Annotated in this window: 17 protein-coding genes; 14 read left to right on the plus strand and 3 right to left on the minus strand. The window is 57.5% G+C overall.

The window, feature by feature from the left end; translation table 11 throughout:
* Nucleotides 1–123: 123 nt before the first annotated feature.
* The 3 genes from modA to modC are packed head-to-tail and all read left to right on the plus strand — an operon-like array spanning nucleotide 124 to nucleotide 2,677.
* Nucleotides 124–903, plus strand: coding sequence for a molybdate ABC transporter substrate-binding protein (gene modA, locus JXR15_RS16250; RefSeq protein WP_422054247.1), 780 nt, complete (start codon nucleotides 124–126; stop codon nucleotides 901–903).
* Nucleotides 900–1,595 (plus strand): molybdate ABC transporter permease subunit, encoded by a 696-nt coding sequence (modB, locus tag JXR15_RS16255; RefSeq protein ID WP_422054248.1) that lies wholly within the window; start codon nucleotides 900–902, stop codon nucleotides 1,593–1,595. Before modA ends, modB begins: the two co-directional genes overlap by 4 nt.
* On the plus strand, nucleotides 1,592–2,677 hold the full coding sequence (modC, locus tag JXR15_RS16260; protein WP_422054249.1) for a molybdenum ABC transporter ATP-binding protein: 1,086 nt from the start codon (nucleotides 1,592–1,594) through the stop codon (nucleotides 2,675–2,677). Before modB ends, modC begins: the two co-directional genes overlap by 4 nt.
* A gap of 144 nt (nucleotides 2,678–2,821) precedes the next feature.
* Here modC and JXR15_RS16265 read toward each other — a convergent pair whose 3' ends face one another.
* Entirely contained in the window at nucleotides 2,822–3,241 is a 420-nt protein-coding gene (locus JXR15_RS16265) for a DUF1489 family protein (protein WP_422054250.1), read from the minus strand.
* A gap of 192 nt (nucleotides 3,242–3,433) precedes the next feature.
* Between JXR15_RS16265 and JXR15_RS16270 the strand changes: the two genes are divergently transcribed.
* Nucleotides 3,434–5,716, plus strand: a complete 2,283-nt coding sequence (locus tag JXR15_RS16270) for an adenosylcobalamin-dependent ribonucleoside-diphosphate reductase (RefSeq protein ID WP_422054251.1) — start codon at nucleotides 3,434–3,436, stop codon at nucleotides 5,714–5,716.
* 1,260 nt (nucleotides 5,717–6,976) lie between these two features.
* Here JXR15_RS16270 and JXR15_RS16275 read toward each other — a convergent pair.
* The gene (locus JXR15_RS16275; RefSeq protein WP_422054252.1) at nucleotides 6,977–7,642 is read right to left on the minus strand and encodes a L,D-transpeptidase; all 666 of its coding nucleotides are present in this window, start codon (nucleotides 7,640–7,642) and stop codon (nucleotides 6,977–6,979) included.
* Nucleotides 7,643–7,967: 325 nt separating this feature from the next.
* On the opposite strand from JXR15_RS16275, the gene JXR15_RS16280 reads away from it, so the two are divergent.
* The 5 genes from JXR15_RS16280 (at nucleotide 7,968) to JXR15_RS16300 (ending at nucleotide 12,095) form a co-directional block, all read left to right on the plus strand.
* A complete protein-coding gene (locus JXR15_RS16280; protein ID WP_422054253.1) occupies nucleotides 7,968–8,639 on the plus strand; it encodes an FCD domain-containing protein in 672 nt (223 codons plus the stop codon).
* A gap of 23 nt (nucleotides 8,640–8,662) precedes the next feature.
* A complete protein-coding gene (locus JXR15_RS16285; protein WP_422054254.1) occupies nucleotides 8,663–9,676 on the plus strand; it encodes an ABC transporter substrate-binding protein in 1,014 nt (337 codons plus the stop codon).
* Nucleotides 9,677–9,734: 58 nt separating this feature from the next.
* Entirely contained in the window at nucleotides 9,735–10,502 is a 768-nt protein-coding gene (locus JXR15_RS16290) for an ABC transporter ATP-binding protein (RefSeq protein WP_422054255.1), read from the plus strand.
* Nucleotides 10,495–11,292: an ABC transporter permease gene (locus JXR15_RS16295; protein WP_422054256.1), complete on the plus strand. Its 798-nt coding sequence runs from the start codon at nucleotides 10,495–10,497 to the stop codon at nucleotides 11,290–11,292. The genes JXR15_RS16290 and JXR15_RS16295 overlap by 8 nt, the downstream gene beginning before the upstream one ends.
* A 113-nt stretch (nucleotides 11,293–11,405) precedes the next feature.
* The gene (locus JXR15_RS16300; RefSeq protein ID WP_422054257.1) at nucleotides 11,406–12,095 is read left to right on the plus strand and encodes a GntR family transcriptional regulator; all 690 of its coding nucleotides are present in this window, start codon (nucleotides 11,406–11,408) and stop codon (nucleotides 12,093–12,095) included.
* Nucleotides 12,096–12,097: 2 nt separating this feature from the next.
* On the opposite strand, the gene JXR15_RS16305 is transcribed toward JXR15_RS16300, so the two are convergent.
* Entirely contained in the window at nucleotides 12,098–13,462 is a 1,365-nt protein-coding gene (locus tag JXR15_RS16305; RefSeq protein WP_422054258.1) for a formimidoylglutamate deiminase, read from the minus strand.
* A 77-nt stretch (nucleotides 13,463–13,539) separates the two neighbouring features.
* Here JXR15_RS16305 and hutI point away from each other — a divergent pair, with 77 nt between their 5' ends.
* The 5 genes from hutI (at nucleotide 13,540) to JXR15_RS16330 (ending at nucleotide 19,334) form a co-directional block, all read left to right on the plus strand.
* Entirely contained in the window at nucleotides 13,540–14,733 is a 1,194-nt protein-coding gene (gene hutI, locus JXR15_RS16310) for an imidazolonepropionase (protein WP_422054259.1), read from the plus strand.
* Nucleotides 14,730–16,268, plus strand: coding sequence for a histidine ammonia-lyase (gene hutH, locus JXR15_RS16315; RefSeq protein WP_422054260.1), 1,539 nt, complete (start codon nucleotides 14,730–14,732; stop codon nucleotides 16,266–16,268). Before hutI ends, hutH begins: the two co-directional genes overlap by 4 nt.
* Nucleotides 16,265–17,068, plus strand: coding sequence for an N-formylglutamate deformylase (gene hutG / locus JXR15_RS16320; RefSeq protein WP_422054293.1), 804 nt, complete (start codon nucleotides 16,265–16,267; stop codon nucleotides 17,066–17,068). Before hutH ends, hutG begins: the two co-directional genes overlap by 4 nt.
* 11 nt (nucleotides 17,069–17,079) lie before the next feature.
* Nucleotides 17,080–18,753, plus strand: coding sequence for a urocanate hydratase (hutU, locus tag JXR15_RS16325; protein ID WP_422054261.1), 1,674 nt, complete (start codon nucleotides 17,080–17,082; stop codon nucleotides 18,751–18,753).
* A 161-nt stretch (nucleotides 18,754–18,914) separates the two neighbouring features.
* Nucleotides 18,915–19,334: a globin family protein gene (locus JXR15_RS16330; protein ID WP_422054262.1), complete on the plus strand. Its 420-nt coding sequence runs from the start codon at nucleotides 18,915–18,917 to the stop codon at nucleotides 19,332–19,334.
* Nucleotides 19,335–19,347: the final 13 nt, after the last annotated feature.

Below are 19,347 nucleotides of genomic sequence, written 5' to 3' on the forward strand. Positions count from 1 at the left end.
AATCCAAACAGGATGCTGGGTCTCAGTTGCTGGTGGTTGCAGGCCCAAAGCCCCTTGCGCAGGTTGCGCTTCATTCGCTAGGCCTATGCAGATGTCCAAAATGGTCACTGCCAATCGGGTTCCATGCTGAAGTCTTCCTTTTCTGCGCTTTGTCTTGCTGCTGGAGTTTTTCTGGCCACCGCACCCTCCGTGACAGCGGAGCAGGTCACTGTCTTTGCCGCAGCCAGCCTGCAGGAGGCTTTGTCAGATGTGATTGCAGGCTATGAAGCCGAAAGTGGTCATGAGGTGACCGCGTCCTTTGCCGGATCATCCGCGCTGGCGCGGCAAATTGAGTTCGGCGCGCCAGCCGATGTGATAATGTTGGCAAATGTCAAATGGGTGGCGCACCTTGACGCCAAGGGTCTGCTTGAGCCGGAGCGCAAAAAAATATTTTTGGGCAATAGTCTATCTGTTATTGTTCCCGCACGTGACGTGACTGAATATGCCACAGGTGACCGCGCGGAATTGTCTCAAATTTTAAAGGCCGGCCGTGTTGCGATGGCACTTGTTGAAGCGGTTCCCGCTGGGATGTACGGCAAAGAGGCACTGCAATCTCTTGGTTTATGGGATGCTGTCCGACCCAATGTTGTGGAAACCGATAACGTGCGCGCGGCACTGGCGCTGGTGGCGTTGGGGGAGGTCGCGGCCGGAATTGTTTACGCAACCGACGCAATGGTCGACGATCGGGTTCGGATCGTGGCGCAGTTTCCGCCGAGCAGCCATAGCGACATCACCTATCCGGCGGCCATCGTCGCAGGGCAAGATCGTCCGGAAGTGGTTGAATTTATGACCTATCTTGACAGTGAAGTGGCGCGGGCGGCTTTTGTCGATCGTGGGTTCCTTGTTGTGGAGGGCGCGCGATGAGCGATTGGCTGGGACCGCAGGAATGGGCCGCGGTTGGCCTGTCTCTAAAAGTGGCTTTCTGGGCGATGATGGGGGCGGTTGGACCGGGCATTCTGGTGGCTTACGCTCTCGCACGTTGGGAGTTTGTAGGTAAGCAATTTGTTAATGTTTTGGTGCATTTGCCGCTTGTTCTTCCACCAGTGGCCACCGGGTATTTGTTGCTGGTGGCGTTTGGCACGCAAGGTTTGGTTGGTGGTGCGCTTAAGGAGATTGGCGTGGTTTTTGCCTTTCGTTGGACCGGGGCGGCGCTGGCCGCGGGGGTGATGGCCTTTCCACTTTTGGTGCGGTCCATTCGATTGTCGATCGAAGCGATTGATCCCAAGCTTGAGCAGGCGGCGGCAACGCTAGGGGCTTCGCGCATGCGCGTGTTTTTTACAATTACGTTGCCCTTGATGTTGCCCGGATTGTTGGCTGGAATGGTTCTGGCCTTTGCCAAGGCGATGGGCGAGTTTGGCGCGACCATCACGTTTGTCAGCAATATTCCCGGCCAAACCCGCACGTTGCCAAGTGCGATTTATGCGTTTTTGCAAGTCCCTGGTGGAGAGACGGCTGCGATGAGATTGGTGGTTGTAAGCATCATTGTGGCGGCAGGGGCGTTAATTCTGTCTGAAGTGCTCGCACGGCGGATCGCGGCAAAGGTGGGGCAGGTATGAGCGTGGAAGTGCAGATCCGCCAAGAGTTTCAAGGCTTTGACCTTGATGTGGGCTTTGAGGTGCCAGCGGGACTCACCGTCTTGTTTGGCAGTTCTGGGTCTGGAAAAACCAGTGTGATCAACGCGGTGGCGGGGTTGAGTAAACCGGCGCAGAGCCGGATTGTTGTGAATGGTGTGGTGTTGAGTGACAGCGCGGCTGGTGTTTGGGTGCCCACACATCAACGTGCCCTTGGCTATGTGTTTCAGGAAGGGCGGCTGTTCCCGCATATGAACGTGCGCAAAAACCTGTTGTATGGCAATGGGTTGGCCAACGGGCGGAGAGAGGTCGCCAGCTTTGAGCAGGTGGTGGACATTCTTGGGATCGGAGATCTGTTGGTCCGGCGGTCGTCGGAGTTGTCAGGTGGGGAAAAGCAGCGGGTGGCGATTGGGCGGGCGTTGTTGGCGCGGCCCAAAGTGATCCTGGCGGACGAGCCGTTGGCGGCGCTGGATGAGCCGAGAAAGGCGGAAATCCTGCCGTATTTTGAGCGGCTCCGGGACGAATTTTCTCTGCCAATTCTGTATGTTACCCATTCGATTGCCGAGGTGGCGCGGTTGGCGACAACTGTTGTTGCGCTCAAGGATGGCAAAGTGGATCGGGTGGGGCCGGCAGCAGAGGTGTTGTCGGATCCGAGCTTTACGCCGATGGGGCCGCGCGCAGTGGGCGCGGTTTTGGAGGCCAAGGTGGTCACGCACCATGAGGATGGATTGACCGAATTGGCCGCCAATGGCGTGGCGTTGATGTTGCCGCAGCTGTCACATTCTGTGGGGGATCAGGTGCGTGTGCGTGTGGCGGCACATGATGTGATCCTGTCAAGAGAGGCGCCTAAGGGGTTGTCCGCGCTCAATATTGTGGAAGGTCGAGTGCACTCTGTGCGGTCTGGAGGCGGACCAGGGGCGATTGTGTCGGTGGACACAAAAGCGGGGCGCATTTTGGCGCGGATCACGCGGCGCTCGGCTGCAGCGCTGGAGTTGTCAGAAGGCGTGACATGTTATGCGGTGATGAAATCCGTGTCCGTGGCGCCGCAAGATATTGGCACGCGGTAAGAGGCGGTTTGTCGACGCGTTAACCGGTCAAAAGGTGGCGAAAGTCACGTCGGTATTTTGTCTGTATCACGGCTGTTTCGCGGAGGTGCGTTTTGCAAAGGGCAGGGTGTGCGCAACAGTTAACGCACCGCCTGTTGCATCGCGTCAGAGCACGCCAATCTCGGCCAGCGCGCGGTTCAACTCGTCCGGCAAGACATCATCATTGGCGCGGTTGGCTGGCAGATCAGCAGGCGCGTCTTCGGGCTTCAGGTAACGCCAGCCTTGAAAGGGACGTTTGAGCGCGGCTTGTGTCAGATGCACCTCTGGTTCCAAAACGATGGCACAGCGGCGGATGCCGTCTTCGCCGATAACCTCGTCGAGTCGCAGAATGCGTTGACGGCACTGGATGCTGCCCTTGATGACCCAATAGATTGAGCCGCCGTTGAGGATTTCAGCCTCACGTTTTGGCCACATGCGTGTGACGTGACGGGGTAGCCCATCGGGAAATCGTGCTTTATGAGCGGCTTGCCAGGCGGCAAGGGATTCCGGGCTCTCTGAACCAACTGACAATTTCACAAGATGCATGGTTTTACCCACAATTTTTCCACAGGATTATGCACGGAAGTCACATTATATAGTGGAGTCATTAACCTTCAACCGCAAAATAATGTGGTTCCTTCGCGGAAATTTCCATATTAGGCCGTTGTCAGATGACGCAGATTTGATATAGATTAAAAAACCCTAAACTCACGCGCAGCACAACCAAGGAATCCATCGATGAGCCGTTTCGCCGCCCCCATCGCAGAGCAAATCTGGGACATGAAATACCGTTTCAAAGAGGCGGACGGTACGCCGATTGATCAGTCGGTGGAAGACAGTTGGCGCCGCATTGCGCGCGATCTGGCCAAAGTGGAAAAAGACCCGGCCAAGTGGGAAGAGAAATTCTACGGCGCGCTGGAGGACTTTAAATACCTGCCAGCCGGTCGGATCACCGCCGGGGCGGGCACCGCGCGCAACGTGACATTGTTCAACTGCTTTGTGATGGGCACAGTGCCGGACAGCATGTCTGGCATTTTTGACATGTTAAAAGAAGCGGCGCTGACCATGCAGCAGGGTGGCGGCATTGGTTATGACTTCTCCACCATTCGTCCGCGCGGCGCGGATGTTATGGGTGTGGCGGCGGATGCCTCTGGCCCGTTGAGCTTTATGGATGTGTGGGATGCGATGTGCCGCACCATCATGTCCGCCGGTTCGCGCCGAGGCGCGATGATGGCGACAATGCGCTGTGACCACCCGGATGTGGAAGACTTCATCACCGCAAAATCAGATCCAGCCCGCCTGCGCATGTTCAACATGTCCGTGCTGGTGACCGATGACTTTATGGAAGCGGTGAAAGCGGATGGTCCGTGGGAGCTGAAGTTTGGCGACCGAGTTTATCACACTGTGGATGCGCGCGATCTGTGGAATAAGATCATGCAGGGCACCTATGATTATGCTGAGCCGGGCGTGATTTTCATCGACCGCATCAACCAGCGCAATAACTTGAGCTATGTTGAGCAGATTGCCGCAACCAACCCATGTGGGGAGCAGCCATTGCCGCCATATGGCGCATGCTTGCTTGGCTCGATCAACTTGGCCCGTTTGGTGACCGACCCGTTTGAAAAAGCGGCGGAGCTTAATGAAGAGGCTCTGACCGATCTGGTGGCAACCGCCGTGCGGATGATGGACAACGTTGTCGACGCGTCCAAGTTCCCGCTTGAGGCACAGGCGCAGGAAGCGCAAGCCAAACGTCGGATTGGCCTTGGCGTGACCGGTCTTGCGGATGCTCTGCTGATGTTGGGCCTGCAATATGGCACCGAAGAAGCGGCCTTGCAGACAGAAGCCTGGATGAAGGCCATCGCGCGCGCGTCTTACCTGGCGTCTGTTGATCTGGCAAAAGAGAAGGGGGCCTTCCCGCTCTTTGACAAAGAGAAATACATCAACGGTGGTCTGGTTCAGGACATGGATCAGGACGTGAAAGACGCGATTGCCAAACACGGCATTCGCAACGCGCTTTTGACCTCCATTGCGCCAACCGGCACCATCAGCCTCTATGCGGGCAACGTGAGCTCGGGCATCGAGCCGGTGTTTGCTTATGCCTACACCCGGAAGGTTCTGCAGAAAGACGGCTCCCGTACCGAAGAGGAAGTTGTTGATTACGCTGTGCAAATGTGGCGTGACAAGTTTGGCGACAAAGAGCTGCCGAGCTATTTTGTAAATGCGCAGACCTTGGCTCCCGCGGCCCACGTGCGCATGCAGGCAGCGGCACAGAAATGGATCGACAGCTCGATCTCCAAAACCATCAACTGCCCGGAAGACATCGACTTTGAAAGCTTCAAAGATGTGTACATGCAGGCTTGGGACACCGGCTGTAAGGGCTGCACCACCTACCGTCCAAACGATGTGACCGGCTCGGTTCTGACCGTGTCCGAGAGCAGCGAACAGGCGCCGGGTGAACAGCCAGCCGATCACGTGGCTGACTCTGGTGAAGTGATCTACATGTCCGAGCCGCTGGAGCGTCCGCAGAGCCTTGAAGGCGCGACCTACAAACTGAAGTGGCCAGACAGCGAGCACGCGATTTACCTGACCGTGAATGATGTGATCATCAACGGTCATCGTCGTCCGTTTGAAGTGTTTATCAACTCCAAGAACATGGAGCATTACGCCTGGACATTGGCGCTGACCCGGATGATTTCCGCGGTGTTCCGTCGCGGCGGTGATGTGTCCTTTGTGGTTGAAGAGCTCAAAGCGGTGTTTGATCCGCGTGGTGGCGCCTGGATGGAAGGCAAATACATCCCATCCATTCTGGCGGCGATTGGCGGTGTTTTGGAGCGTCACATGATTGCGATTGGCTTCATCGAAGGTGAGGGCATGGGCCTGAAATCTGATCCACAAGCTGAGGTGATGGCTGTGGGCGGCGCGCCACGTGGCAAGCCGTGCCCAAGCTGTGGCGAGTTTGGTTTGCAGATGGTGGAAGGCTGCATGACCTGCAACAGCTGTGGTCATAGCAAGTGTGGCTGATGTGAGCTGAGAAGCGTTTGCGTGGCGTGTCACACGACATGATCTAAACGTCTCAATAGGTCATTTTGTCCTTCAAATAAAGAAAACGGCCTCGGATCCAATCCAAGGCCGTTTGATTTCAGGCTGGGGGTGGCTAACTTAGATGGTGCTGGACCCAAGGTGCCACGGGTTCGATAGGTGGTAACAAAGCGGTAGTTCGCTGTGGGCGTCCGAAGCTACTAACCTGCGCAGAGAAATCGACATTCAGAAACTGATCAAATGAAGCGTTTCCTGCGACTATACTTGCTGCGCTTTTGGCAGTGCGCTTGCTTTTTCAAGCCTTGGCCAGAGTTCGGGGCGAAGATCTAGCAAGTCTTCTAGACAAGTTCCCAATTGACGGCTCTTTTCATACGCCAGGCGACAATGAGAAAAGAACTCCATCATCTCGACTAGCTTGTTATCACGTCGCTCTACTTCAAAGACCGCAGATAATGTTTTAGCAGTGAAAAAAGAGCTCCGCCTTCCAAAGCCTCAGGTTTTCGCCGCAAGACACGACTGGTCAACTGCCAATGTGAACGGCGGACCATTGCCTTGCTGGTCACTGGGACGCACTGCATCGCCAAACGACCCCACGGTGCATTGGGCAATCGCTCGCCAGCCGCGGAGGTCATCGTGCCTATGCAACCCAGGCCAATCATACACTAATAGACAAATTGGACCACTCAGGTGGGGCGGATCAGTTTGCCGGTCGGGCTTCTGAAGCGCCGGCAGATGTTTCATCTGCTTGCGACATCTGGGCCTTAACGTGTTGTGGGCTTCGGTTTGGGGGCAGACCAACGGGTATGTGACCGGAGTTTTCGAAAATAAGTGGCACCAGCTTCATGGGCTGTGCCAGAGTTGTATCGATAAAGACCTGCCGGCGCTGTTAAGGCATTGTCGTTGGTACGGATTGATGCCTACGTGCACATAATGAAAAAGTAGTTTGGGAGAAAACCATGTCGAAGAGTGTCTGCGGAGCCATTTGCGGTGTCTTATTTCTTGCGGGATGCACAGGTGTTGGCGGTACAAACTCGGACGGTCATCTCACCAATCTTTCCGACAATTTGGTTGCACTGGCTGCGCCAAACCAAGATCTCAGCACAGTTCGGATCAATCCTGTTGATGGGTGTTATGAGTATCGGCACGTGGGGCCGGTTGAAACAACCTACCTGCCTCTGCGGGCACATGCCGGGAACCCGCTGTGCTCGCGTCCTCCGGAATAGCGACGGCAGCCGAAAGCACCTATGCGCTGGACGTGACCGCAGTCTCCGGCGGGTGCAGGTGGGCCGTCGATCCGGTGGCAACATGCTCGTATAGGTCGTTGATGTGGGGCATGACCATCCGAACACAGCCTGAGCTTGCCCGTCCGCCAATCGACCGAGGGGAAGGCGATCCGTGAATTCTCAGATAGGTATCGCGATTGCCGACGTATAGGTAAAACGCACGGGATCCCAATGGGTTGGAGGGGCCGCCATTCATACCGTTTTCGTGTTGTTTGTAGACATTTGGTTCGCGTTTGATCATCTGCGCGGTTGGAGTCCAGGTCGGCCATTTGGTTTTGCGGCGGATTGTATAGGTGCCTGGCTCATAAAGATTGCCTTTGGCAATGGCGACGCCGTATCGCATCGCGGTCCCGTCATTTTGAATGTGATATAGATAACGGGCAACGGCGTCGACGTGGATGTCGCCAGGGGTGAGGCCATCGTTGGCTTGAACTATTTGGGGCAGAAATCTGCTGTGTAGACCCCACGGGTTGGTGGTCGCTGGATCATAGTTTGCGGGGGTCACGTGACGGTCCCAGCTGGCCCATTTCGAGCGATCGGACACCGGGGCGGCCATAGCAGCAGGGGCCAATGGTGCTGAGAACAAGGCGGCAGAGGTGATCAGGAAGTGTCGGCGGGTCAGCATGTCAAATGTCCCTAAGAAGAATTCAGAGTCGCAGTCTAGTGGGTAATATACTGCCTCAGAAGTCAATTTTTTGTGTGGCAACGCTATGAGGTGGTGCTGGCGCGAAGCGCAAGAGGCAGAGCTGTATTGGCGATGCGACGTTGCTGATCGGTGCTGCCCGATTGGGCCCGCTCCAGCAAAGTGTTTGTCCAAACTGCCCGGATTTGGGCTCCGGTCACGGTTCAAAATCCAAGCGGGCATGCGTCAGTACTTCGCAACAATCTCCTTGACACAAAGCTCCCATTGATCTCAAAAATGTCCAACATTTTTAGTTTTGGGCGACAAAATGATCCTCCGGCGTGACACACAGGAAGATGACACAGTCATCGCGATGCTCGCGGCAGCATTGCGGCGTGACATCTCTTTTGGGACGTTGCTGCCGGATCAAAAGCTCAAGCTGCAAAGTTTGCGTGCGCGGTACGGCGGATCAAACCACTCCATGCGTGAAACCCTGCGTGTTCTCACCGCGGAAGGATTGGTGGAGGCGACGTCGCAGCGTGGGTTTCGAGTAGCCTCTGCCACCGAGGACGATGTGCGCGACATTCTGATGGTGCGCACGGAAATTGAGAAGCTGGCCATTGGGCTGGCCATCGACCTTGGGGATGTGGCTTGGGAAGGGCGCGTCATTGCTGCACATCATGCCCTGCGAAAAGCAGAAACACGTGTGATCGAGGTTTCAGATGATTTGGCCGCGCTTGAATGGGACGAGGCTTGCCGTGCTTTTTCTTACGCCTTGATTGACGCGTGCGGTAGCCCGCGGCTGATTGATCTGCAACGCAAATTATACAACCAAAGCCGACGCTTTCTCTTGGCGTTGCTAAGAGAAAACCAACTGGACTTTGACCGCCGTTGCACGCGTCAGAAGGCGCTTGTCGATGCGGTTTTGGCCAGAGACAGCGCCGCCGCACAGGCGGCTTTGGCTGAAGATATCAAATCGGAATTACAACCGGACATCTGAAAAAAGATCATTGGGAGGATAATGTGATCAAATTTACTCGCCGTAAGGCCCTGGCCCTGATGGGCGGCACTGTTGCAGCAAGTGGCCTGGCCGCGCCGGCACTGGCCATGAACAAGAAAATCAAAGTGGGTGCGCTGCGCTTCACATCCCACTCCGGCAACTTTGTGGCCTTTGAACGCGGCTACTTTACCGAGGCAGGTCTGGACGTGGAGTTCGAATTTTTCCAGGCGGCTCAGCCCATGGCCGTGGCAATTGCCAGCGGGGACATTGATTACGCCGTGACCGCGATTTCCGGTGGTTTGATCAGCCTGGCTGACAAGGGCGCCATCAAGGTGATTGGCGGCGCGTTGCAAGAAGAGGCGGGCATCGATGGTCAGAAATATCTGATTTCGGATGCGTCTTACCAGGCAGGTGTTCAGAGCTTGAAAGACCTCAATGGTAAGAAATACGCCATCACGCAGGCCGGATCGTCTTTCCACTATATGGGCGCCAAGATGGCAGCTGCCGAAGGCATCGATTTGAACTTTACGCCGCTGCAAAAAGTGGGCGCCATCATTGGTGCGATGAAGTCCGGTCAGGTGGATGGCTGGTCGATTGTGCCCCATATTGCCAAACCGCTGGCCAAGGCGGGCGCGTGGCACATTGCTGGTAACGTGGCGGATTACATCCCGGATTATCAGGTCACCACTGTGTTCACCTCCGCCAACAACGCCGCCAATGAGCGTGGCCAGACCGAGAGCTTCCTGGCGGGCTTCTCCAAAGGTGTGAATGACTACTCTGCGGCGATGATCGATGGCACCGCCGATCAGGACGAAATGGTCGATCTGATCCACAAATATGTCTACACGGATCGCGAGCGGGCCAAGGCCGCAGGCTCTATCATCAATGGCACGATGCGCATCAGCTCCGGTGCCGCATTGAACCTGGCCTCTGTTCAGGATCAGCTGAGCTGGTTCCAATCTGAGAGTCTGGTGGGCAAGGACATCACGCTCGACACGCTTGTGGACAGCTCTTACGTGAAAACAATCGGCGGCTAAAACCGCTCTCTGGTGGGGCAGCACAGGCTGCCCCACTGCAGACTATTTGAGGCAGACAATGGACATCAGGCTTGAGGGCATTGGCCATTCTTACGATGATTTTGAGGTGATGCGTGACATCACCCTCGACATCCCCAACCAACAAATCATCTGTATCGTTGGCCCTTCGGGCTGCGGGAAATCTACGTTGTTGCGGTTCATTGGTGGACTGGAGCGCCCGCAATGCGGCCAGGTGCTGCAAGTTGGGGACGCGCCCAAAGACTGTCTCAATCCACTGACCTATATTTTTCAGGACTTTGCGCTGCTGCCATGGCGCACGGTCAAAGGTAACATCTCGCTTGTGTTGGAAGATCACGGTATTCGTGGGGCTGCTGCCCGCGAGATCATCGAGGACGTGCTTGCGCGCACCAAACTCACCGATTTTGCCAAGGCGCTTCCCAAACAGTTGTCTGGCGGTATGAAGCAACGGGTGGCCATTGCGCGCGCTCTGGCGGTGAAGCCTGCGGTGATGTTGATGGACGAGCCTTTGTCAGCGCTGGACAGCCAAACCCGCGAGCTATTGATGGATGATCTGGTGAATCTCTGGTCTCGACAACCGTTCACCGCCGTCTATGTCACGCATAATTTGGCTGAAGCCGTGCGCCTTGGGCATAAAGTTGTTGTGTTGTCGCGCCGTCCTGGCCAAATCCGTGAGATTGTCGAGATCGACAAACCTTTGGCAGAGCGCGCCTTTGGTGATGCTGATTTGGACGCCTATCAGAAACGCTTGTGGAACCTGATGCGCGATGAAGCCCGCGCCGCAGATGAGGAACTGATCCATGTCTGAGACTTCCAAACGCACGGTTGCCTTCCGCGGCGGAGGATTTGCCCCCAAACCCCAGGCCTGGATTGGCGTGATGGTGTTTGTGGTGCTGATCCTGGTGGCGGAATGGGGCACACGATCGGGCTGGATTTCGGCGCTCACGCTGCCCAAGCCCTCTGATGTTTTGGAGACCTTCCGGCAACTCTATGCCAGCGGACTTTTGTTCCAGCACCTCGGCCCTTCGTTGGCCCGTCTTGTTGTTGGGGCCACCCTTGGTGTCAGTATCGGCATCTCAGTTGGGGTGTTGATTGGACTGTTTTCCTATGTGCGCTCGGGACTTGTCCCGCTGATTGCCGCGATCTTCCCAATTCCCAAAATAGCACTCTTGCCGTTGTTTGTGATCTGGTTTGGGATTGGTGAAGGGTCAAAATATGCGCTCATCGCCTTTGGCACATTTACCCCAACAGTGGTCGCCACCTACGGGGCCGTCGACAATGTGGACCGGACCCTGATCCGAATGGGCCAGAGCTTTGGCCTGTCCTGGTGGTCCATTGTGCGTAAGATCATATTGCCCGGAGCCTTGCCTGGTATCCTGTCGGGCCTGCGCATCAGCTTGTCGATTGCGATTATCCTGCTGGTCGCAGCAGAGATGTTGGGCGCGCAATACGGGATTGGTGCCTATATCCTGGAGGCCGGTTCGCTGTACGATCTTGAACGGTTGTTTGCGGGCGTGGTGATCCTGTCGCTGATGGGGGTGATCGTGAACGCCATCATCAGCTTCATTGAACGGCGCATGTTGGGGTGGCGATCGTAGGGGCATGTTGGCCATGAAGATGTCAGGTGGTCGCTTCAGTAAGGAATAAATCGGGTTTATTCTTTTTAAGTACAGACTAAAGTGGACATCCCACACGATGAGGATGTGCCTGCATGAAAACCGCCTTTCGCGATGTGAAGGAAGAAATCCGGCGCCGGATTGTGCAAGGCGTTTGGGGGCCGGATGATCTGTTGCCCAATGAAGTGGATTTGGCTGCTGAATTTGGTTGCGCCCGTGCCACGGTCAACCGGGCGATGCGCGAGCTGGCAGACGAGGGGTTGGTGGAGCGCAAACGCAAAGCGGGCACACGGGTTTTGCCGTCGCCGGTGCGTCAGGCGCGGTTTCACATTCCAATTGTACGCAAAGAGATCGAGGGGCGAGGCGCCCAGTATCGCTATGCGCTGGTGAACCGCGAAATCATCGACACGCCAGATTGGTTGCGGGCGCGGTTGGGGTTGGAGGCAGGCGGGAAGGTGTTACATCTGACCTGCATGCACTACGGCGATAGCAGCCCGTATCAGTTTGAAGACCGGTGGATCAACCTGACAGCCTTGCCACAGGCGGCAGAGGCGGATTTTGGCACGGTTGGGCCAAATGAGTGGCTGATTGCCGAGGTGCCGTATTCCGATGCGGAGATCAGTTTTTCAGCGCTGACTGCGGAAGCGGAGATCGCCAAACATCTCGGCTGTGCCGAAGGCGATCCGCTGTTTCTGGCGGAGCGGTCGACCTGGTTTGAAACCCGCGCGATCACCTATGTGCGTTTGGTGTTTCAGCGCGGGTATCGGATGACCACGCGGTATTAAACTCATAGCCCGTCGCGCAGCGGTTTGACGGCTTTGCGGTAGTCGGCTGTGATCTTTTCGCCGTGGATGTGGCGGCCGTGCTGTACCATATGACGACCGGCAGACCAGACGTCCGTAATCATGCGGTTGTCGCCGGTGAACACAAAGCTGTCCAGCAGGGTGTCGCCTTGAACACCAGTGAGGTCGAGATGGCCTGTGTCGAGTGCCAATAAGTCTGCCCAGGCGCCAACTTCCAGCTTGCCGGAACCGCGTCCGGCGGCTTGGGCACCACCTGTGCAGATCGCGTCAAACAGGCGGTGGCCGGTTGACAGGTCTGCTGTGGCAAGGGCGGCGCGGGTATGATCACGCAGGCGCTGGCTGGTGTCGAGTTGGCGCAGCTCTTCGGCCATTGAAATACGGATGTTGCTGTCAGACCCTATCGAGATGCGACCGCCGTTGTTCATCCAGCGTACCGCATCAAAAATACCATCCCCGAGAGACGCCTCTGTGAGCGGGCAGAGCCCTGCGACAGCGCCGGTTTTGGCCAGAGCTTCGGTTTCGTGCGGCAGCATTTGCGTTAGGTGGATCAGGCACCAACGGCCGTCAATCGGCAGGTTGTCCAGCGCCCATTCCACCGGGCGGGCGTGCCAGTTGGCTTGCACTTCCTCGACTTCAGGGATTTGCTCAGCGAGGTGCAGGTGCACCGGGCCATCAGGCACCAGTGCGGCGGCGTTTTGCAGATCTTCTTGCGACACGGCCCGCAGGGAGTGCGGTGCAACACCAAGTTTGGCATCGTTTGGCAAGGCTTTGAGGGCTGCGCGGGCGTCTTCTACAAGGCGGGCAAACTGCTGTGCATCATTGCCAAAGCGAATTTGTCCGGGGCCGAGGGGGCGTTGGTCGCAACCGCCAAACTGGTAGTGCACCGGCAAAAGTGTCAGGCCAATGCCGCTGATCTCTGCGGCGGCGGCAATACGTTCAGCCATTTCACCCAAATGGGCATACGGCACGCCGCCGGGCTGATGATGCAGGTAATGGAACTCCACGTTGGTGGCAAAACCCGCTTCCAGCATTTCCATCTGAACCAGCGCAGCGATGGCCTGCACTTGGTCCGGGGTGAGGGCGTCCAGAAAGCGGAACATGAGCTGTCGCCAGGTCCAGAAGCTGTCCGTGGCATGTTTGCCGCGCCGTTCGGTGAGGCCCGCCATGGCCCGTTGAAAGGCGTGGCTGTGGCTGTTGGCGGGGGCAGGAAATAGGGCGCCGACCTTGTGGCCGTCAGGATTCTGATTGGCCTGCACATCCGCAATCCGTCCGTCCGCGCCGATTTCCAGCCGGACATCTTTTGCCCAGCCCTCTGCGGTCAGTGCTTGTTCTGCCCAAATGATGCTCATGACGGATCCCCGCTTGACGGATTAATATGTGCAGACATAATGCAAATTAATCTGACTTCGACAAGGGATTCGTCGACATGCTGCTGACAAATGCCACGCTGGCCACCATGGTTGAGGGTGCGCCTTATGGGATGATTGAAAACGGGGCGATTGCACTTGAGGGTGACAAGATTGCCTGGGCTGGTCCGCAGGTTGATCTGCCTGAGACCTATGCGGGTGCTTCGACGCAGGATTTGGGTGGGCGGCTGGTGACGCCGGCGCTGATTGATTGTCACACACATATTGTGGCGGGCGGCAATCGGGCACGTGAGTTTGAGATGCGGTTGCATGGCGCAAGCTATGAAGAGATCGCGCGGGCAGGGGGCGGGATTGTCTCGACAGTGAAAGCCACGCGGGCGGCGTCTGAAGACGCGTTGCTGGCGGGTGCACTGCCGAAGGTCGACGCGTTGATTGCTGAAGGCACTACGCTCATTGAGGTCAAATCGGGCTACGGCTTGGACTTGGACACGGAACTGAAGATGTTGCGTGTGGCGCGTCGGATCGAAGCTGTGCGCCCGATCCGGGTCATGACAACCTTCCTTGGGGCCCATGCGGTGCCGCCGGAGTTTGCCGGACAAGACGACGCCTACATTGACACAGTGTGCCTTCCGGCGCTGCAGGCCGCGCGTGAGGAGGGGCTGGTGGATGCGGTGGATGGATTTTGCGAGGGGATCGCGTTTCAACCAGCACAGATCGCACGCGTGTTTGATGTGGCGCGTAAATTGGGGCTGCCGGTCAAGTTACACGCGGAGCAGCTGTCCAATCTTGGTGGGGCCAAATTGGCCGCCAGTTATGGCGCGCTGAGCGCGGACCACATTGAGTATCTTGATGAGGATGGAGTGGCGGCCATGGCTGCGGCGGGCACCGCCGCGGTGATCCTGCCCGGGGCGTTTTATACGTTGCGGGAGACGCAAATGCCGCCAATTGAGGCGTTGCGCAAACATGGCGTGCCAATGGCGCTGGCGACGGATGCCAATCCCGGCTCCTCGCCGCTGACCTCGCTTCTGTTGACGATGAACATGGGCTGTACGCTGTTTCGCATGACGCCCGAGGAGGCTTTGGCCGGGGTCACTCGCAATGCAGCGCTGGCGCTTGGCGCTACGGATTGCGGCACAATTGAAGAGAACAAACTGGCCGATTTGGCCGTGTGGGATGTCAGCCACCCGGCTGAACTTGCTTATCGCATCGGGTTCAACCCGTTGCATCAACGTATCTTTGGAGGTCGCGCATGAGTGTGTTGGAACTCACCCCTGGCGTTGTGACGCTGGAACAGCTGGCGGATGTCTATTGGAATGAGCGTGCCGTGGCGCTTGATCCGGTGTGTAAGCCGGCTGTGGAGGATGCGGCAAAGCGGATTGATGCGGCAGCGGCTGGAGATGAGGCGGTTTACGGTGTGAACACCGGGTTTGGCAAACTGGCCAGCCTGAAGATCGCACCGGAAGACACGGCCACGTTGCAGCGCAATCTGATCTTGAGCCATTGCTGTGGGGTTGGAGAAGCGGTGCCGCGTCGGATGGCGCGGTTGATGATGACCCTCAAGCTGCTGAGTTTTGGGCGTGGGGCCAGCGGGGTGCGTTGGGACTATGTCACGCTGCTACAGGACATGCTGGCCAAAGGTGTGACGCCGGTGATCCCGGCGCAGGGTTCCGTGGGTGCGTCAGGGGATCTGGCGCCACTCTCGCATATGACTGCAGTGGTGATTGGCGAAGGCGAAGCGGAATACGCGGGGGAAGTCTTGCCCGGAGCGGAGGCGCTGGCGAAAGCCGGGCTCACGCCCATTCAGCTTGGCCCCAAAGAAGGCTTGGCCTTTATCAACGGCACGCAGTTTTCCACGGCGTTTGCGTTGGCCGGGCTGTTTGAGGCTTGGCAGTCGGCACAAAATGCGCTGGTGATTTCCGCCATGTCGACCGACGCGATCATGGGGTCAACTGCGCCGCTGCAGCCAGAAATCCATCAGCTGCGCGGTCAGCGGGGGCAGATCGAAACGGCGGCGGCCATGCGGGCAATCTTGGCTGGCAGCGAAATCCGCGAAAGCCACCGGGATGACGACAGCCGTGTGCAGGACCCGTATTGTATTCGGTGTCAGCCGCAGGTGACAGGCGCCGCGATGGATGTGATCCGACAGGCAGCCGCGACGCTGGAGATCGAGGCCAACGCGGCGACCGACAACCCACTGGTGCTGACAGAGGCGGGATTGATTGTCTCTGGCGGCAATTTCCATGCGGAGCCAGTTGGGTTCGCTGCGGATATGATTGCCTTGGCGGTGTCCGAGGTTGGCGCCATTGCCCAGCGGCGCATCGCCTTGATGGTGGACCCAACCCTGAGCCATGACCTGCCGCCGTTTTTGACACCGGAGCCGGGGTTGAATTCTGGCCTAATGATTGCGGAAGTCACAACAGCAGCGTTGATGAGTGAAAACAAGCACTTGGCCAATCCGTGTGTGACGGATTCAACGCCGACCTCTGCCAATCAGGAGGATCATGTGTCGATGGCGGCCCATGGTGCACGGCGGTTGATCCAGATGGTCACCAACTTGAACCGTATCTTGGGAGTGGAACTGCTTTGTGCTGCGCAGGGCATTGAATTCCGCGCGCCTTTGGTGACGTCCGATCCATTGCAAGCCGTGTTGGCACGCTTGCGGCAGGACGTGGCCACGCTTGGTGCGGACCGGTATATGGCACCAGATTTGGAGGCAGCGGCGAAGTTGGTTTCGGCAGGTGCGCTGACCAAGGCTTGCGGCACATGTCTGCCAGAGCTGAACGCATGAACATCGTTGATGTGATCCAAGGCGACAGCCCGATAGTGCTCGGACAACCCCATGGCGGCACCTTTGTGCCCGACGACATATTTGCGCGGCTTAATGCCAATGGGCAGGCGTTGGCGGACACGGACTGGCATATCACACAGCTCCACGACGGATTGCTGGATGGTGCGACGGTGGTGACATCGAACGTGCACCGCTATGTGATCGACGCCAACCGCGATCCTGCCGGCGTGTCCCTTTATCCAGGGCAGAACACCACAACGCTGGTGCCGGTCACTGACTTTGACGGGCAAGCGATTTGGCGTGACGGGCAAGCGCCATCCGAGGATGAGATCGCAAGCCGTTGTGATGCGTTTCACGCGCCTTATCATGCTGCACTGGCAGAAGAGATTGCCCGTGTGAAAGCCCGCCATGGCGTGGCGATCTTGTATGATTGCCACTCGATCCGCTCCACCATTCCCTTCCTTTTTGAGGGAGAACTGCCCGCGTTTTCTGTGGGCACCAATTCTGGCGCAACCTGTGACGACAGGATTGAGACCGTGGTGCGCAAAATTGCCTCTGTTGCCGATGGTTTTGATGCCGTCACCAACGGTCGGTTCAAAGGCGGTTGGACCACGCGTCACTATGGCCAGCCGGACCGCAACGAACATGCCATCCAGATGGAGCTAGCACAACGCACCTACATGCGCGAAGCGGCGCCCTGGACCTACTTGCCTGAGCGTGCCTCGGCACTACGGCCCCATCTAAAAATCATTCTTCAGACCCTCAATGAACTCGCCTTGTCTGGCGTGCTGACCCGATAAGGAGATTTGCCATGACCGATCCACGCAAGAACACCCGTGATGTTTTTCCGCCTACCGGCACTGAGCTGAATGCCAAAAGCTGGATGACCGAGGCACCGTTGCGGATGATGATGAACAACCTGCATCCAGATGTGGCCGAGAACCCGCATGAACTGGTGGTGTATGGCGGTATTGGCCGTGCGGCGCGCACCTGGAAAGACTTTGACCTGATCGTCGACACGTTGAAGGATCTAGAGGGCGACGAGACCCTCATTGTGCAATCCGGCAAGCCTGTGGCGGTTGTCAGAACCCACGCGGATGCACCGCGTGTGTTGATTGCCAACTCCAATCTGGTACCGCATTGGGCCAACTGGGATCACTTCAACGAGCTCGATAAAAAAGGCCTGATGATGTATGGTCAGATGACCGCCGGGTCGTGGATTTACATTGGCACGCAAGGCATTGTGCAGGGCACCTACGAGACCTTTGCTGAGGCGGGACGTCAGCATTACGGTGGTGACTTGACCGGCAAATGGGTGCTGACAGGTGGTCTTGGCGGCATGGGCGGAGCGCAGCCTTTGGCGGCGGTGATGGCCGGGGCCTGTTGTTTGGCGGTGGAATGTGACGAGACCCGCGCCGACTTCCGTCTGCGTACGCGCTATGTCGATGAGAAGACAGACAGCCTTGATGAGGCGCTCGAAATGATCGACCGTTGGACCAAGGCGGGCGAGGCCAAATCTGTGGCGCTGATTGCCAACGCGGCTGACATTTTCCCGGAAATCCACAAGCGGGGCATTCGGCCGGATATCGTGACTGACCAAACCTCGGCGCATGATCCGGTTAACGGCTATCTGCCACAGGGGTGGACCGTGGCGGAGTGGCGAGCAAAAGCGGAAACGGCGCCAAAAGAGGTGGAAAAGGCCGCACGCGCAAGCATGACGGTGCAGGTTGAAGCCATGGTGGCCTTCCACGAGGATGGCGTGCCGACGGTCGACTACGGCAACAACATCCGCCAGATGGCGTTGGAAGAAGGATTGGAAAACGCCTTTGCCTTCCCGGGCTTTGTGCCTGCTTATATTCGTCCGCTGTTCTGCAAGGGTGTCGGCCCGTTCCGTTGGGCAGCGTTGTCCGGGGATCCGGAAGATATCTACAAGACTGATGAGGCCATGAAGAAGCTGTTCCCGGAGAACACGCATCTGCACAACTGGCTCGACATGGCGCGGGATCGGATCGCGTTTCAGGGCCTGCCAGCGCGGATTTGCTGGATTGGTTTGGGGGATCGCCATCGCGCTGGGCTGATGTTCAACGAGATGGTGGCGTCTGGTGAGTTGAAGGCGCCGGTGGTGATTGGGCGCGATCATCTGGACAGCGGCTCGGTGGCCTCGCCAAATCGCGAAACTGAGGCGATGAAAGACGGCTCCGATGCGGTGTCGGATTGGCCGTTGCTCAATGCGCTGATTAACACGGCCTCTGGCGCCACCTGGGTGAGCCTGCATCATGGCGGTGGGGTTGGTATGGGATTTAGCCAGCACTCCGGTGTGGTGATTTGCGCGGATGGCACGCCTGAAGCCGAGAAAAGACTAGAGCGGGTTTTGTGGAATGATCCGGCGTCAGGCGTTTGGCGGCATGCGGATGCGGGCTATGAGAGTGCCGCAGATTGTGCCCGTGCGCATGGATTGCGGTTGCCGGGTATTTTGGGGGCGTAAGCGGCGCGGACATGGCCATTTTGGATTTGAGTGAGGGGCTTTGTGATTTGTGGATCGTGAAGCCGCCTCCGCCAAAATTGGAACCGCAATTCAAATTTCCCATCGTGTAATCAAGCATCTGGTGTAGGCTGGGCCTATTACACTTGTGAAGGATGCGCCGTATGACCCCGGAACAGATCGCTTTGGTGCAAGGCAGTTTTCGGCAGGTGACGCCCATGGCGGCCCGCATTGCAGATCTGTTTTATGGGCGGTTGTTTGAGCTGGCGCCGGAGGTGCGGCCCCTGTTTTCTGACGATTTAGCAGAGCAGAAGAAAAAGCTGATGCAGATGCTGGGGCTGGCTGTCACGGGGCTCAATAGTCCGGAGACGTTGCTTCCAGCGGTGGTTGGCTTGGGGGAGCGACACAGAGAGTACGACGTTTCTCCCGAACATTACGCTTCTGTTGGCGAAGCCTTGATTTGGGCGCTGGGTCAAGGGCTCGGTGAGGCGTTCACAGACGAGGTGGCCATGGCTTGGGCGGCAGTTTACGGCACGCTTGCCGATGTGATGATTGGCGCAAGTTCCAGCGCAGCCCGGGCATAAAAAAGCCCCCGCC

The sequence above is a fragment of the Shimia sp. genome (assembly GCF_049116215.1).
Classification (GTDB): domain Bacteria; phylum Pseudomonadota; class Alphaproteobacteria; order Rhodobacterales; family Rhodobacteraceae; genus Shimia.

Excerpts from the sequence above, each read along its gene's own strand:
- hutG (WP_422054293.1), top strand. The coding sequence starts at position 16,265 with ATGAACATCGTTGATGTGATCCAAGGCGACAGCCCGATAGTGCTCGGA.
- JXR15_RS16295 (WP_422054256.1), top strand. The coding sequence starts at position 10,495 with ATGTCTGAGACTTCCAAACGCACGGTTGCCTTCCGCGGCGGAGGATTT.
- hutH (WP_422054260.1), top strand. The coding sequence starts at position 14,730 with ATGAGTGTGTTGGAACTCACCCCTGGCGTTGTGACGCTGGAACAGCTG.
- hutI (WP_422054259.1), top strand. The coding sequence starts at position 13,540 with ATGCTGCTGACAAATGCCACGCTGGCCACCATGGTTGAGGGTGCGCCT.
- modB (WP_422054248.1), top strand. The coding sequence starts at position 900 with ATGAGCGATTGGCTGGGACCGCAGGAATGGGCCGCGGTTGGCCTGTCT.
- hutU (WP_422054261.1), top strand. The coding sequence starts at position 17,080 with ATGACCGATCCACGCAAGAACACCCGTGATGTTTTTCCGCCTACCGGC.
- JXR15_RS16280 (WP_422054253.1), top strand. The coding sequence starts at position 7,968 with ATGATCCTCCGGCGTGACACACAGGAAGATGACACAGTCATCGCGATG.
- JXR15_RS16275 (WP_422054252.1), bottom strand. The coding sequence starts at position 7,642 with ATGCTGACCCGCCGACACTTCCTGATCACCTCTGCCGCCTTGTTCTCA.
- modC (WP_422054249.1), top strand. The coding sequence starts at position 1,592 with ATGAGCGTGGAAGTGCAGATCCGCCAAGAGTTTCAAGGCTTTGACCTT.
- JXR15_RS16270 (WP_422054251.1), top strand. The coding sequence starts at position 3,434 with ATGAGCCGTTTCGCCGCCCCCATCGCAGAGCAAATCTGGGACATGAAA.
- JXR15_RS16300 (WP_422054257.1), top strand. The coding sequence starts at position 11,406 with ATGAAAACCGCCTTTCGCGATGTGAAGGAAGAAATCCGGCGCCGGATT.
- JXR15_RS16330 (WP_422054262.1), top strand. The coding sequence starts at position 18,915 with ATGACCCCGGAACAGATCGCTTTGGTGCAAGGCAGTTTTCGGCAGGTG.
- JXR15_RS16305 (WP_422054258.1), bottom strand. The coding sequence starts at position 13,462 with ATGAGCATCATTTGGGCAGAACAAGCACTGACCGCAGAGGGCTGGGCA.
- modA (WP_422054247.1), top strand. The coding sequence starts at position 124 with ATGCTGAAGTCTTCCTTTTCTGCGCTTTGTCTTGCTGCTGGAGTTTTT.
- JXR15_RS16290 (WP_422054255.1), top strand. The coding sequence starts at position 9,735 with ATGGACATCAGGCTTGAGGGCATTGGCCATTCTTACGATGATTTTGAG.
- JXR15_RS16265 (WP_422054250.1), bottom strand. The coding sequence starts at position 3,241 with ATGCATCTTGTGAAATTGTCAGTTGGTTCAGAGAGCCCGGAATCCCTT.